This is a genomic window from Roseisolibacter agri (assembly GCF_030159095.1).
In the GTDB taxonomy this organism is placed as follows: Bacteria; Gemmatimonadota; Gemmatimonadetes; order Gemmatimonadales; family Gemmatimonadaceae; genus Roseisolibacter; species Roseisolibacter agri.
This window is the reverse complement of record NZ_BRXS01000010.1, coordinates 1-12,853: the sequence shown is the minus strand read 5'-3', so window position 1 is coordinate 12,853 and position 12,853 is coordinate 1. Positions and strand designations below refer to the sequence as shown.

14 protein-coding genes and 1 riboswitch are annotated in these 12,853 nt (G+C 73.3%); of the genes, 4 read left to right on the top strand and 10 right to left on the bottom strand.

The genetic code is table 11. The features are described from left to right. Window position 1: 1 nt before the first annotated feature. The 7 genes from rosag_RS24435 to yajC all read right to left on the bottom strand — a co-directional run bounded on the left by rosag_RS24435 (window position 2) and on the right by yajC (window position 5,383). Window positions 2-586 carry a TlpA disulfide reductase family protein gene (locus rosag_RS24435; RefSeq protein WP_284352812.1) on the bottom strand — a complete coding sequence of 195 codons (585 nt, stop codon included), beginning with the start codon at window positions 584-586 and terminating at the stop codon, window positions 2-4. Further along, window positions 583-1,248: a ribulose-phosphate 3-epimerase gene (rpe, locus tag rosag_RS24430; protein WP_284352811.1), complete on the bottom strand. Its 666-nt coding sequence runs from the start codon at window positions 1,246-1,248 to the stop codon at window positions 583-585. The genes rosag_RS24435 and rpe overlap by 4 nt, the downstream gene beginning before the upstream one ends. A gap of 76 nt (window positions 1,249-1,324) precedes the next feature. Continuing rightward, entirely contained in the window at window positions 1,325-1,699 is a 375-nt protein-coding gene (locus rosag_RS24425) for a PASTA domain-containing protein (RefSeq protein WP_284352810.1), read from the bottom strand. Window positions 1,700-1,701: 2 nt separating this feature from the next. Beyond that, entirely contained in the window at window positions 1,702-3,081 is a 1,380-nt protein-coding gene (gene rsmB, locus rosag_RS24420) for a 16S rRNA (cytosine(967)-C(5))-methyltransferase RsmB (protein WP_284352809.1), read from the bottom strand. A gap of 421 nt (window positions 3,082-3,502) precedes the next feature. Further along, on the bottom strand, window positions 3,503-4,465 hold the full coding sequence (gene fmt, locus rosag_RS24415; RefSeq protein WP_284352808.1) for a methionyl-tRNA formyltransferase: 963 nt from the start codon (window positions 4,463-4,465) through the stop codon (window positions 3,503-3,505). A gap of 4 nt (window positions 4,466-4,469) precedes the next feature. Next, entirely contained in the window at window positions 4,470-5,027 is a 558-nt protein-coding gene (gene def / locus rosag_RS24410; RefSeq protein ID WP_284352807.1) for a peptide deformylase, read from the bottom strand. Window positions 5,028-5,038: 11 nt separating this feature from the next. Then, window positions 5,039-5,383: a preprotein translocase subunit YajC gene (gene yajC / locus rosag_RS24405; RefSeq protein WP_284352806.1), complete on the bottom strand. Its 345-nt coding sequence runs from the start codon at window positions 5,381-5,383 to the stop codon at window positions 5,039-5,041. Window positions 5,384-5,701: 318 nt separating this feature from the next. On the opposite strand from yajC, the gene rosag_RS24400 reads away from it, so the two are divergent. Next, a complete protein-coding gene (locus rosag_RS24400) occupies window positions 5,702-6,265 on the top strand; it encodes a hypothetical protein (RefSeq protein WP_284352805.1) in 564 nt (187 codons plus the stop codon). A 91-nt stretch (window positions 6,266-6,356) separates the two neighbouring features. Here rosag_RS24400 and tgt read toward each other — a convergent pair whose 3' ends face one another. Together tgt and queA are read right to left on the bottom strand one after the other, a co-directional pair. Then, entirely contained in the window at window positions 6,357-7,547 is a 1,191-nt protein-coding gene (tgt, locus tag rosag_RS24395; protein WP_284352804.1) for a tRNA guanosine(34) transglycosylase Tgt, read from the bottom strand. 5 nt (window positions 7,548-7,552) lie between these two features. Beyond that, on the bottom strand, window positions 7,553-8,587 hold the full coding sequence (gene queA, locus rosag_RS24390) for a tRNA preQ1(34) S-adenosylmethionine ribosyltransferase-isomerase QueA (protein ID WP_284352803.1): 1,035 nt from the start codon (window positions 8,585-8,587) through the stop codon (window positions 7,553-7,555). Window positions 8,588-8,677: 90 nt separating this feature from the next. Between queA and rosag_RS24385 the strand changes: the two genes are divergently transcribed. Beyond that, window positions 8,678-9,232 carry a hypothetical protein gene (locus rosag_RS24385; RefSeq protein WP_284352802.1) on the top strand — a complete coding sequence of 185 codons (555 nt, stop codon included), beginning with the start codon at window positions 8,678-8,680 and terminating at the stop codon, window positions 9,230-9,232. Next, window positions 9,229-9,978 (top strand): endonuclease/exonuclease/phosphatase family protein, encoded by a 750-nt coding sequence (locus rosag_RS24380; protein ID WP_284352801.1) that lies wholly within the window; start codon window positions 9,229-9,231, stop codon window positions 9,976-9,978. Before rosag_RS24385 ends, rosag_RS24380 begins: the two co-directional genes overlap by 4 nt. 356 nt (window positions 9,979-10,334) lie before the next feature. Here the strand turns inward: rosag_RS24380 and ruvB are convergent, their stop codons facing one another. After that, complete coding sequence (gene ruvB, locus rosag_RS24375) at window positions 10,335-11,372, bottom strand: Holliday junction branch migration DNA helicase RuvB (RefSeq protein WP_345784882.1); 1,038 nt, start codon at window positions 11,370-11,372, stop codon at window positions 10,335-10,337. A gap of 269 nt (window positions 11,373-11,641) precedes the next feature. Continuing rightward, window positions 11,642-11,735: riboswitch (cyclic di-GMP riboswitch) on the top strand. A 34-nt stretch (window positions 11,736-11,769) separates the two neighbouring features. Between ruvB and rosag_RS24370 the strand changes: the two genes are divergently transcribed. Further along, on the top strand, window positions 11,770-12,853 hold a 1,084-nt coding region (locus tag rosag_RS24370; protein ID WP_284352799.1), incomplete at its 3' end, for a ricin-type beta-trefoil lectin domain protein.

The following is a 12,853-nucleotide window of genomic DNA, read 5'->3' as shown; positions in this document are numbered from 1 at the left end:
GTCAGCGCGTTCCGGCCGTCGTCGCCGCGCCGGCCGCCGGCGCGCCCGCCTCGTCCAGGAGCCGCGCGATCAGCGCGCGGTTCTCGGGCGAGTTCCAGTCCTGCGCGTACGCCTTCTTGCGCACCGTGCCGTCGGCGCCGATGACGAAGTTCTCGGGCACGCCGGTGGTCGCGTACTGCTTCTGGATGGCGCCCGCGGGATCGTGCAGCACGTCGAAGGTGAGCCCGAACTCCTGCACGAAGTCGCGCACCTTCTGCTCGGCGCCCGCGTCGTCGATGCTGACGGCGACGACGCGGAAGCCGCGCGGCGAGAAGTCGCGGTGCAGCGCCTGCAGGCTGGGCATCTCCTGGCGGCAGGGCGGGCACCACGTCGCCCAGATGTTCACGAGCACGACGCGGCCCTTGTAGTCGTCGAGCGTGCGCGGCTTCGCCGGCGTGTCGAGCGTGACCGCGGCGAAGCGCGGCGCCTCGCTGCCCACCTCGACGTGATAGAGCTCGTCCTTCAGCAGGTGCGTGGCGGCCCACAGCCCCAGCGCCAGCGCGGCGATGACGCCGAGGACGAGGGTCCACTGCGCGCGCGCGGTCATGCGGTCTCCAGGCTGGCGTTGCGCAGCGCCGCGATCTCGGCGCGCGGGTCGGCGGCGGCGAAGATCGCGTTGCCGGCGACGAAGGTGTCGGCGCCCGCGCGGCGGCAGCGGAGGATCGTGTCGCGCGTGATGCCGCCGTCGACCTCCAGCAGCGCGCGGCTGCCGGCGGCGTCCAGCATGCGGCGGGCGCGCGCGATCTTGTCGACGCTGTACTCGAGGAAGCGCTGCCCGCCGAAGCCCGGGTTCACGCTCATGATGAGCAGCAGGTCGAGGTCGCGCGCGACCTCCTCGAGCGTCACGAGCGGCGTCGCCGGATTGAGCGTCGCGCCGGCCTGCATCCCCAGCTCCTTGATGCGCGCGAGCTGCCGGTCCAGGTGCGGCGACACCTCGACGTGGATCGTGCAGACGTTCGCGCCCGCCTTCGCGAAGTCGTCGAAGTAGCGCTCCGGCTCGACGACCATGAGGTGCACGTCGATGGGGAGCGCGGTGCAGCGCCGCACGGCGTCGATGACCTTGGCGCCGAACGTCAGGTTCGGCACGAACCGGCCGTCCATGACGTCGACGTGGATCATGTCGGCGCCGCCGGCCTCGCACATCGCGATCTCGTCGGCGAGGCGCGCGAAGTCGGCGCTCAGAATCGAAGGAGCGATCTTGGTGGGCACGTACAGAATTGCGAGATGGGAGCTGCGGACTGCGGACTGCGGATCCGAACCCGCAGCCCGCAGCCCGCAGCGTCGTTCAGGGCTCGACGGCGACGTCGATCACGACCGTCGTCCCCTTCGGCTTCCGCGACGTCGCGACGGGATTCTGCTTGAGCACCGTGTTCGGCGGCACCGACGCGTTGGCCTGCTGCTCGCCGAGCTGCGGGACGAAGCCCGCGTCGCGCAGCCGCTGCTGGGCGTCGGTGTCGAGCAGCCCCACCACTTCGGGCACCGGGCGGTCGCTCGGCACCAGCTGCGACGGGAACACGAACAGGTACACGATCAGGTAGCCGATCACGAAGCCCGACGCGCCCGTGACGACGTACGGCAGGATGCCGCGCGCACGCGAGCGCCAGCGCGGCACGGTGCGCGCGGGCGGCGCGGCGGGGGACGGGGTGGCCTGGGTCGCCATCGTCAGCCCGCCCGGCGCAGGCGCACCGCGAACGCGCCGTCCACGCCGTGCCGCTGCGGCAGCACGCGCAGGCGCCCGCCGTCCAGCACCGCGTCGGGCACCGCGCCCGCGGGCGGCGGCTCCGGCGTCCACTCGGGGTGCGTGGCCAGGAAGTCGTCCACCGGCGCGTCGTTCTCCTCGGGCTCGATGGAGCAGGTGCTGTAGACCAGCAGCCCGCCCGGCTTCACGATGCGCGCGGCCGCACGCAGGATCTGCCGCTGCAGCGCCGGCATCACGGCCATGTCGGACGGCTTCAGGCGCCATCGCGCGTCGGGGTGGCGGCGGAAGGTGCCGGTCCCGGTGCACGGCGCGTCGAGCAGCAGCGCGTCGACCGCTCCGACGGCGGGCTCGCGCGCATCGCCGACGAAGGGGATGACGTTCTCCACCGCGAGGCGCCGCAGGTTCGCGCGCACGCGCTGCAGCCGCACGTAGGACCGGTCGCCCGCGTACACCACGGCCGCGGTGCGCGACAGCTCCAGCGCCTTGCCGCCGGGCGCCGCGCACAGGTCGGCGACGGTCGCGCCCTCGGGGAAGGCGGCGTACTGCGTCACCAGCGTCGAGGCGGGGTCCTGCACGTGGAAGTGCCCCTGCCGGAATGCCCCGAGCTCGGTGAGCGCGGCGCCCGGCGCGAGCTGCAGGCTGTCGCGCGCCCACACGGTGCCCGGCGCCGGCTCGGCCAGACGGACACCGGCCGCCGTCAGCTCCGCCGCGAGCGCGTCGGCCGAGAGGCCCCACGGGCGCGCGACGACGGGCGCCTCGCGGTTGTTGGCGGCCAGTAGCGCCTCCACCTCGTCGAGCGGCCAGCGGTCGGCCCAGCGCTCCACCAGCCACTGCGGATGCGAGTGGCGCGCGGCCAGCGCCTCGCGGGCGTCGGCCGGCACGACACCCGCGAGCGACTCGGCCCCGTGCGCCGCGCGGTCGCGCTCCAGCCGCCGCAGGACCGCGTTCACGAGCTTGCTGGCCCCGATCCCGTGCCGCCGTTTGGCGAGCTCCACCGTCTGCGCGATCGCGGCGTAGGGCGGCACGCTGGTCATCTCGAGCAGCTGGTAGGCGCCCAGGCGCAGCAGGTCGATCACGTCCGCGTCGAGGCGGGCCAGGCCGCCGCTGACGCGCGCCGCCAGCAGCGCGTCCAGCCAGCCGCGCTTGCGCAGCGTCCCCCACAGGAGCTCCTGGGCCCAGCGCCGGTCGCGCGCGTCGAGCCCCCCGGCCCGCCGCTCGAACGACGGGTCCAGCAGGAATCCCTTGCGCAGGTCCGCGAGCGTCTCGGCCGCGAGCACACGCGCGGGCGTGACGCCGCCGATGATCGGGCGGCGGGGCATGGGCGGCGCGTCGGTGGGCGGCATGGACGAAACATAGCGGGACGCGGGAGCCCGGGCCGGGCCCGCGGGCGGTGGCTCGTGAGGCGGCTGCGTGGTGCGAGCTGCGTGCACGGCCGCTGAGGATGCCTCGGCGCGCCGGACCTGTCGGCCTCTTGGAGGGATGCGGATTCTGCGGATTGGAACGGATCGAACGGATCGCTCCGGCCCGGCGCCTGGGACGTCGCGGCCACGCGGGACGATCCGAAGGATCCGTTCGCATCCGGAGCATCCGGATCCCCCAATGGGCAAGAGGGTGCGGCGCGCGGGAGTCGGAACGGCACCGGGCGGGATGACGGGATGACGAAGAGGCTCCGCCGAGCGCCTGGGACATCGCGCACGGCGGAGCCTCCTGTTCATCCTATCATCCTGTCAGAGCGGTGCGTCGTTCAGATCCGCAGCCCGCAGCTCAGGTCACGACCTCTGCCGGCGGCCCTGAGAACACGTCTCCCAACTCCACCCCGCGCCCTCGCGCCCAGTCGGCCACCGACAGCCGCGGCCGGCCGGCGGGCTGCGCATAGAGCACGCGCACCGCGTCCTCGCCGCACTTCACGTCCATCCCCTGCGGGCCGAGCGCGATGACCTCGCCCGTGGTGACGTCGGGGCGCTCCTCGGTGGGGACGGCGCGCGCGCCGAACAGCTTCACGTCCGCGCCGCGCAGCGCGCCGAACGCGCCCGGGCGCGGGTCGTAGGCGCGGATCGCGCGGGCGACGTCCTCCGCGGGGCGCGTCCAGTCGATGCGCGCGTGCTCGCGCTCGGTCTTGGGCGCGTAGGTCGCGAGCGCGTCGTCCTGCGGCTGCTCGTGCAGCGTGCCGGTCGCCATCAGGGCCAGCGCCTCCATCAGCGCCAGCGCGCCGAGCTCGGACAGGCGCTCCGTCAGCTCGCCGTACGTCTCGTCGTCGGCGATCGGCGTCTGCAGCGTGTGCAGCACCGGCCCCGCGTCGAGCGCCGGCACCATGCGCATGATCGCCACGCCCGTGTGCGCGAAGCCCTGGCGGATGGCCGCGCGGATGGGGTCCGCGCCGCGCAGCAGCGGCAGCAGCGACGCGTGGATGTTGAGCGTCCCGCGCGGCGGCAGGTCGATCACCGCCTTCGGCAGGATGTGCCCGTACGCCACGACGACCGACAGGTCGGGCGCGAGCGCGCGCACCTCGTCCATGAACGCGTCGCCGCGCGGCTTCTCCGGCTGCAGCACCGGCAGTCCCTCGGCCAGCGCGACCTGCTTCACCGGCGACGGATCGAGCTGCGAGCGGCTGCGCCCGCGCGGGCGGTCGGGCTGCGTGACGACGCCCACGACGTCGAAGCCCTCGCCGAGCAGCGCGCGCAGCGGGGGCGTGGCGAAGTCGGGGGTGCCCCAGAAGAGGATCTTCACCGGGCTAGAGCGCTTCCTCGTTGTGCTGCTCGGCCAGCTCCTTCGCGGTGATGAGCGCGCGGCGCAGCGACGGATACTTCGCCTTCTCGCGCTCCCACTTCTGCATCGCCGACCGCCGCTTGAACAGGCCCAGGTAGTCGAGGAAGAGCTTCCCGTTCAGGTGGTCGAGCTCGTGCTGCATGCAGCGCGCGAGCAGGTCCACCGCCTCGACCTCGATGGGCCGGCCATCGCGGTCCAGGCCGCGCATCACGACGCGCGACGGGCGGTCCACGTCGCCGTAGATCTCGGGGATCGACAGGCACCCCTCCTCGCCGCGCGCCGAGCCCTCGGCGAGCACGATCTCGGGGTTCACCAGCACGAGCGGCTGGTCGTCCACGTCGGCGACGAAGAGCCGCTCGCGGCGCCCCACCTGTGGTGCCGCGAGGCCGATCCCCTTGGCGACGTACATGGTCTCGAACATGTCGTCGACCAGCCGGCGGAGCTCCGGCGTCATCTCGGCGACGGGCTCGCTCTCCTGGCGCAGGATGGGCGCGCCGAGGACGTGGATGTCGAGCACGGACACGGGCGCGCGCCTCAGGGCGCGGGCGTGGCGGCGCCGCGCGCGGCGCCCACCCGGACGATGCGGCCGCGCTCGACCACCAGGCGCGACTCGCCGGAGCGGATCGTGATCTGGTCCTCGGGCGTCGGCTGCCCGGCCGTCTGCTCCTTGATGTGCACGACCTCGCCCACGATGCCGCCGGCGGTGACGATCTCGTCGCCGCGCTTGAGCGCGCGGATCGTCTGGTCGTGCTGCTTCCGCTGGCGCTGCTGCGGGCGCCAGAGGATGAAGTAGAAGATCGCCGCGATCGCGACGTACATGAACAGCGTCCCGTAGATCGGGTTCGCCGTGGCCTGCAGGAGGAGGAGCGTCGGGTACATGGGACGGGCGGAGGTGAGGCGGGAAAGCTAACACGGCCCGCGCGCTCGGGGCTGCGAATTCGTCCCGACCCGAGCCCGCGGCGCTCCCAGTGCGACGTGCGCAGGGGCCAGAGGCCCGTTCCGCGGTGCGGAGGGAATCCGGCCTCGCGGCGCGGCTCCCGAGAGATCACCGCTCGCGAACGACACGCAAACAGCCGGCGCGCATCGCGGCGTGTCAGACCACGTAGGGGAGACGGGACCGGAACGGGTCACGCCCTCCACCGGTCCGGAGAAGCCGTTCTCCGCCGCACGCCTCACGCCAGATCGCAGGAGTCCTCAATGCGCGCCTCGACTCGCCCCCTGTTCTGGACCGCCGCCGTCGTCACCGCCCTCGCGCTGCCCGCCGGTGCGCGCGCGCAGCAGCCGCTCGCTCCCATCCAGGTCTCCGCGCGCACGGCCGAGGCGGATCGGCTGGACGAGCGCGCCGTCGCGTACGAGGAGACGGGCTCGCGCCGCAAGTGGGCCAAGGCCGCGGGCCTGCGCGAGAAGGCGGCCTCGCTGCGCGCGCCGGAGGACCCGCAGGCGTTCAGGAGCCTGCAGACGGCGGCGTACGTGCGGCACGCGCTCAAGCAGCCCGGCATGGCGCTGTCGCTGATGCAGCGCGCGGCCGACCAGGCGCTGGCGCGCGGCGACGTCTTCAACGCGGCGTCGGCCTACGCGGACGTGGCGGCGATCGCGCAGGAGCTGCGCGACAACGACCGCGCGCGCGCGTCGGTCGAGAAGAGCGCGCTGCTGACCCGCTCGCCCCTGCTCAGCGCCCCGGACCGCGAGTGGCTGCAGCACCGGCTGGCCCAGACGACGATGACGCTGCCGGTGGTCGCGAGCGCGCCGACGCAGCCGTGAACTGCGCCGCGGACCGCGGGCTGCGGACTGCGGATTCTACGACGGCGTGTCCCGATGAGTCGTAGATCCGCAGTCCGCAGCCCGCAGTGCTTCACCGTTTGGGGTGTGGGGTCACCGGCCGCGCCACCGCGCCTCTCGCGCGCTCGCCCGCCAGGTAGCGCGCCAGCCACTCCGTGCTCCACGCGTCGAAGGTGCCGTCGGCCAGCGTCGTGCGCGCCTGCTGCATCAGCGCGACCAGGAAGTGCACGTTGTGCAGGCTCAGGAGCCGGAGCCCGAGGATCTCGTCGGACGTGAAGAGGTGCCGCACGTAGGCGCGCGAGAAGCGCGTGCACACCGTGCAGTCGCACCCCTCGTCCAGCGGGCCCGGATCGTCGCGGTGCCGCGCGTTGCGCAGGTTGATGCGGCCGTCCTGCGTCAGCGCGGCACCATTGCGCCCCATGCGCGTGGGCGCCACGCAGTCGAACAGGTCGACGCCACGGCGCACGCCCTCGACCAGGTCCTCGGGGTAGCCGACGCCCATCAGGTAGCGCGGCCGGTCGGTGGGGAGCACGTCGTCCACCACCTCGAGCATCGCGTACATGTCGGGCTTCGCCTCGCCCACCGAGAGGCCGCCGACGCCGAAGCCGCGCCATGCGCCCATGTCGACGATCGCGCGCGCGCTCTCGCGCCGCAGCTCGGCGTGGATGCCGCCCTGCACGATCGGGAAGAGCGCCTGCTCGGGCGTCGGCGCGTCCGCGTCCTCGCGCAGCAGCCGCGCGAACTCGTCGCGGCAGCGCGCCAGCCAGCGCAGCGAGCGCTCCATCGCGTCGCGCGCCACGGGTACGTCGCTCTGCCCCGGCGGCACGTGGTCGAACTGCATGATGACGTCGGCGCCGAGGTTGCGCTCGATGCGCATCACGCTCTCGGGCGTGAAGCGGCGCGACGACCCGTCGATGTGGCTGCGGAAGTCCACGCCGTCCTCGTCGATCTTCCGCAGCCCCTCCAGCGAGAACACCTGGAAGCCGCCGGAGTCGGTGAGGATCGAGCCGTCCCACGCCATGAAGCGGTGCAGCCCGCCCATCTGCCGCACGAGCGCGTCGGAGGGCCGCAGGTGCAGGTGGTACGCGTTGGCGAGGATCATCTGCGCGCCCATCGCGCGCAGGTCCAGCGGGTCGAGGCCCTTCACCGTGGCCAGCGTGCCGACCGCCATGAAGGCGGGCGTCTGCACGGTGCCGTGCGGCGTGGTGAAGGTGCCGGCGCGGGCGCGCCCCTGCGTGTGCGTGATCTCGAGCTCGAAGGCCATGGGCGTCAGACGACCACCATCGCGTCGCCGTACGAGTAGAAGCGGTAGCCCTCGCGGACCGCCTCGGCGTAGGCGTGCATCGTCAGCTCGTGGCCCGCGAGCGCGGCGACGAGCATGAGCAGGGTGGAGCGCGGGAGGTGGAAGTTGGTGATCAGGTGGTCGACCGCGCGGAAGCGGTAGCCCGGGCGGATGAACAGCGCGGTGTCGCGCGCCTCGGCGCGCACGCGGCCGTCGGGATCGGCCGCGCTCTCCAGCGTGCGCGCGGAGGTCGTGCCGACGGCCCACACGCGGCCGCCCGCGGCGCGCACGCGCTGCAGCGCGTCGGCGGCGTCGGTGGAGACCTCGTACCACTCCTCGTGCATCACGTGCGCGGCGGGGTCCTCGACCTCCACCGGCTTGAAGGTGCCCGCGCCCACGTGCAGCGTGACGTCCACGCGCCGCACGCCGCGCGCGGCCAGCGCGTCGAGCAGCTCGGGCGTGAAGTGCAGCCCCGCCGTCGGCGCCGCCACCGAGCCGCTCCGCGCCGCGTACACGGTCTGGTAGCGCGCGGCGTCCTCGGGCGCGTCGGCGCGGTGGATGTAGGGCGGCAGCGGCACGTGGCCGTGGCGCTCGACCGCCGTCATCGGGTCGCCGTCGGCGTGCAGCCGCACCAGGCGCGTGCCGCGCTCGGTGACCGACAGCACCTCGACGGCGAGGTCGGGCGCGATCGTGACGCGGCGTCCCGGCTTCAGCTTCGCGCCGGGCTGCACCATCGCCTCGAACTCCGCCGGACCCGTCGCGCGCAGCAGCAGCACCTCGGCCGGCGCGCCGCTGTCGCGAACGCCGAGGAGGCGCGCGCGGAAGACGCGCGTCGTGTTGACCACCAGCGCGTCGCCCGCGGGGACGAGCGTCGCCAGGTCGGCGAAGGTGCGGTGGGCGATCGACCCGCTGGCGCGGTCGACGACCATCAGCCGGCTGGCGTCGCGGCGCGCCAGCGGCGTCTGCGCGACGAGGTGCTCGGGAAGGGCGAAGTCGTAGTCGGAGGTGCGGCTGCCGGGCATGGCGCGAAGGATAACGGGGCAGGGTCCACGACCGGCGGGCCGGCCCCGACATTGCACTCCGCGGGGCGACTCCCGCCCCCACACGCTCCCATGAACGACGTCGCCGCCGCGGTCTACGCCGCCACCGCCGAGACCCGCGCCATGCCGCCGGAGGCGGTCCGCGATCGCATCATCCAGCTGGCCTTCGACGGCGACGCCTCACGCTACGAGCAGTTCGTCGCCACCCTGCGCCAGGCCATCCCGCCCGACGTGGGCGTGATCCTGCGCGGGAGCGTGGTGATCGGCTGCCGGTGGAGCGACGGGGCGCCGTTCGACGCCGACGGGCCGGGCACGAGCGACCTCGATCTGACGCTGGTCGGCGGCGACATGCTCAAGCTGTACGACGAGTTCCACATCCCGGGCGTGCACAGCGTCCCGATGGGCGAGGATCACCCCGACGCGGCGCCGGCGCTGCTCCCGCTGCGGCGAAAGCTGTGCGAGCTGGCGGGCCGTCCGGTGAACATCCAGGCGACGTCGGACTTCGTGCAGTACGCGCGCGAGATCGTGATGGACCAGCCGTACTTCACGATCCTCGAGAAGGCCGAGAAGGCGGAGGACGACGCGTCGGGCGCGGAGGGCGCGGAGGGCGCGCGCGCGGCGGGGTGACGCTCCGCGTCCTCAGCTACAACATCAAGTACGGCGGCACCGGGCGCGAGGACGCGCTGGCGGCGGTGATCCGCGCCGCCGACCCGGACGTGGTGATGCTGCAGGAGGCGAGCGATCCCACGGTCGTGCGGCGGCTGTCGGAAGCGACGGGCCTGCACGAGTGGGGCGCGCGCATCGGGCACTCGACGGGCTACCTGAGCCGCCACGCGGTCACGTCCCACGCGTGGCACCACCCGCGCGGCTCGCGCCACGCCTTCCTCGAGGTGGAGCTGGGCGACGTCGGGTGCCGGCTGTTCGGGCTGCACCTCAACGCGTGGTTCTCGAAGTGGAGCGAGATGCGGCGCACGCGCGAGATCCGCGCGCTGCTCGACGGCATCCGGGCGCACCAGGATGGCTTCCACGCGATCGCGGGCGACTTCAACGCGCTGGCGCCGGGCGAGCGGCTGGAGGTGCGCGGCTTTCCACGGTGGATCCGCGCGATGATCTGGCTCAGCGGCCGCGACATCGCGCGCGACACGATCCAGACGATGCTCGACGGCGGCTACGTGGACGCGTGGCGCACGCTGCACGCGGGCGAGCCGGGATACTCGTTCCCGACGTGGGAGCCGCACGTGCGGCTCGACTACCTGTTCACGCCGGGGCGCTACCAGGCGCGGATCGGCCGCTGCGAGGTGTTCGCGGCGCCCGCCGAGGCCCGCACGGCGAGCGATCACTTTCCGCTCCTCGTCGAGTTGGCGACGGCGTAGCGCTGCGGACTGCGGGCGGCGGATCGTGCTCCGTGCCCTCGACAGTCGTCGTCGCGCCCGGGCTGTTGCCCTGTGGTGAGGATACGGATGCTCCGGAGGATACGGATGCTCCGGATCGGAACGGATCGTTCGGATCGCTCCACCCAGGCGCTTGAAACGTCGCCGCCACGCGGAGCGATCCGAAGCATCCGCTACATCCGAAAAATCCGTATCCTCTCCAAAGGCGAATGGGGTCGGCGCGCGATTCCCGGAACGACTTCGACAGGATGACCGGATGACCAGGAGGCTCCGCACCGGCGCTTGGAGCAGCGCGCCACGCGGAGCCTCCTGGTCATCCTGTCGATGCAGTTCGCCGTTCAGCCTCCGAACAGGTTCGGCTGCGCGTTCGCCCCGCCCGCCGGCGGCTCGTAGCCGAAGTGCCGGTACGCCTGCGACGTCGCCATGCGGCCGCGCGGGGTGCGCTGCAGGAAGCCGTGCTGCACGAGGAAGGGCTCGTACACCTCCTCGATCGTGCCGCCGTCCTCACCCACCGCGGCGGCGATCGTCGAGATGCCCACCGGTCCGCCGTCGAACTTCTCGATGATGCAGCGCAGCACGCGCGCGTCCATGTCGTCCAGCCCGAACTCGTCGACGTCCAGCCGGCGCAGCGCCAGGTCCGCCACCTCCTTCGAGATCGCGCCGCCCGCCTCCACCTCCGCGTAGTCGCGCACGCGGCGCAGCAGGCGGTTCGCGATGCGTGGCGTGCCGCGCGAGCGGCGCGCGATCTCCGCCGCTCCGCCCGCGTCGCACGGCACCTTCAGCACGTCCGCCGTGCGGCGCACGATCAGCTCGAGCGCGTCCTCGGGATAGTAGTTCAGCCGCTCCACGATCCCGAAGCGCGCGCGCATCGGCGACGTCAGCATGCCGAAGCGCGTCGTCGCACCCACCAGCGTGAAGCGCTCGATCGGCATCGTGATCGTCTGCGCCTTCGGGCCCTCGCTCAGGCGGATGTCGATCTTGTAGTCCTCCATCGCCGGATAGAGGAACTCCTCGATCACGGGACGCAGGCGGTGGATCTCGTCGATGAAGAGGATGTCCCCCTCGCGCATGTTCGTGAGCTTCCCCACCAGGTCGCCCGGCTTCTCGATCGCCGGGCCGCTCGTGGTGTGGATGTTCACGCTCAGCTCGCGCGCGATCAGCTCGGCCAGCGTCGTCTTGCCCAGGCCCGGGGGGCCGTGGAAGAGCGTGTGGTCGAGCGGCTCCTTCCGCGCGATGGCGGCGGCGATCGCGATCCGCAGGTTGCCCTTCACCTTCTCCTGGCCGATGAACTCCGCCAGGCGTTGCGGACGCAGCGAGAGCTCGACGACGCTCTCCTCGCTGATGATCTCGGGGGTGGTGATCTCGGCTCTGGCCATCATGGGGTGCACACTACCGGGCGGGTCGGGAACGTCCAAGCGATTGCGTGTCGGGAATATACCCGAAGATCGCCCGAAAGTGGCCGCGCGCGCCGGGCCGCGCCGGCGAGAGCAGACGCATCGGTGCCGGTGGTGATCCAGATCACGTCTCCGCGGACTGTGGCGCGCTAGCCTCAGTGTCGCACGTCCCCCCCTCCTCCCCCCACGTACGAGTCGGGCCGGCGCCATCGCGCCGGTGCACGGCGGCTGGATCGCTGCTTCCTGGGAAGTCGCGACAAAGGCAAACCCGGCGAAAGCCGGGGACGCAAAGCCACGAGGCTACCGCCCACGGGACACCGGGGCCACGCCGGTCGGGTTGCCGCAGGACTCCGGACCCTCCCCACAGGATTCTGCAGTGATGCGCACCCTGACGCGCGGCCTTCTGGCGGCCGCGCTCCTCGCCGCGTGCTCGGACGTCTCCGCGCCCCGCACGGCCCTGACGCCAGGTCGTGATGCCGTCCGCACCCTCGGCCTCACCAACGGCGCCACGGCCGACACCCTCGTCGTTGGCGAGGCGCTCCAGCTGACCGAGGCGCTGCCGCGTCGCCGCGGCAAGACGATCGCCACGGCGACCACGTGGAGCTCGTCGAACCCGGCCGTCGCGACGGTCTCGTCGCAGGGCATGGTGACGGCGCTGGCCACGGGCAGCACCGTCGTGACCGCGCGCAACTCGCTCGCCTCCGAGAGCGCGACGCTCCTCGTCCTCGCCGCGCCGACGATGGTGCCGGCGCCCGCGCCGGTGCCCGCCCCCACGACCGATCCGACGACCACGGTTGGGACGCTGGTGCACGCCGCGACGGGGCTCTGCCTCTCCGTGGCCGGCGACCGGAACGCCACCGGCGTGGGCGCGGTGCTGAGCACGTGCGCCGGCACGGCCGGGCAGCAGTGGCAGGGCGCAGCCGCCGGCGCCCCCGCGCTGCTCACCGTCTTCGCCGGTGCGCAGTGCCTCGACGACTGGGGCGCTGGCGGCGGGGTCGGGGACCAGCTCGGCACGTGGACCTGCATTCCAGGTGCGCCGACGCAGACCTGGACGCTCTCGGCCGCCGGTGAGCTGAAGCTCGCCAACGGCCTGTGCGTGCAGGGCGGCGCGAGCGCCGGACAGCAGGCGACGCTCCAGTACTGCACGGGCACCGCTGCCCAGCGCTGGACCCGCGTCGCGAGCGACGTGCCGGCCTCCACTCCGACGACGTCGCCGACCCCGGCGCCCCTCCCGACGTCGCCCGCGCCGACGACCGAGACCACGCCGGAGCTGCCGCGCGCGACCGTCGACACGCGCATGCCCGCGCAGACCGGCCGCGTCATCGCCGTGCCGGCGGGCGGCGACCTGCAGGCCGCCCTCGACGCCGCCCAGCCGGGCGACGTCATCACGCTCGCCAACGGCGCCACCTACGCGGGCAACTTCGTCCTCCCCAGCAAGCCCGCCGGCGGCTGGATCGTCGTGC

Coding starts and splice junctions, on each gene's coding strand:
- rosag_RS24435 (WP_284352812.1), bottom strand. CDS start 586: ATGACCGCGCGCGCGCAGTGGACCCTCGTCCTCGGCGTCATCGCCGCG.
- rosag_RS24425 (WP_284352810.1), bottom strand. CDS start 1,699: ATGGCGACCCAGGCCACCCCGTCCCCCGCCGCGCCGCCCGCGCGCACC.
- rsmB (WP_284352809.1), bottom strand. CDS start 3,081: ATGCCGCCCACCGACGCGCCGCCCATGCCCCGCCGCCCGATCATCGGC.
- yajC (WP_284352806.1), bottom strand. CDS start 5,383: ATGTACCCGACGCTCCTCCTCCTGCAGGCCACGGCGAACCCGATCTAC.
- rosag_RS24400 (WP_284352805.1), top strand. CDS start 5,702: ATGCGCGCCTCGACTCGCCCCCTGTTCTGGACCGCCGCCGTCGTCACC.
- tgt (WP_284352804.1), bottom strand. CDS start 7,547: ATGGCCTTCGAGCTCGAGATCACGCACACGCAGGGGCGCGCCCGCGCC.
- queA (WP_284352803.1), bottom strand. CDS start 8,587: ATGCCCGGCAGCCGCACCTCCGACTACGACTTCGCCCTTCCCGAGCAC.
- rosag_RS24385 (WP_284352802.1), top strand. CDS start 8,678: ATGAACGACGTCGCCGCCGCGGTCTACGCCGCCACCGCCGAGACCCGC.
- ruvB (WP_345784882.1), bottom strand. CDS start 11,372: ATGGCCAGAGCCGAGATCACCACCCCCGAGATCATCAGCGAGGAGAGC.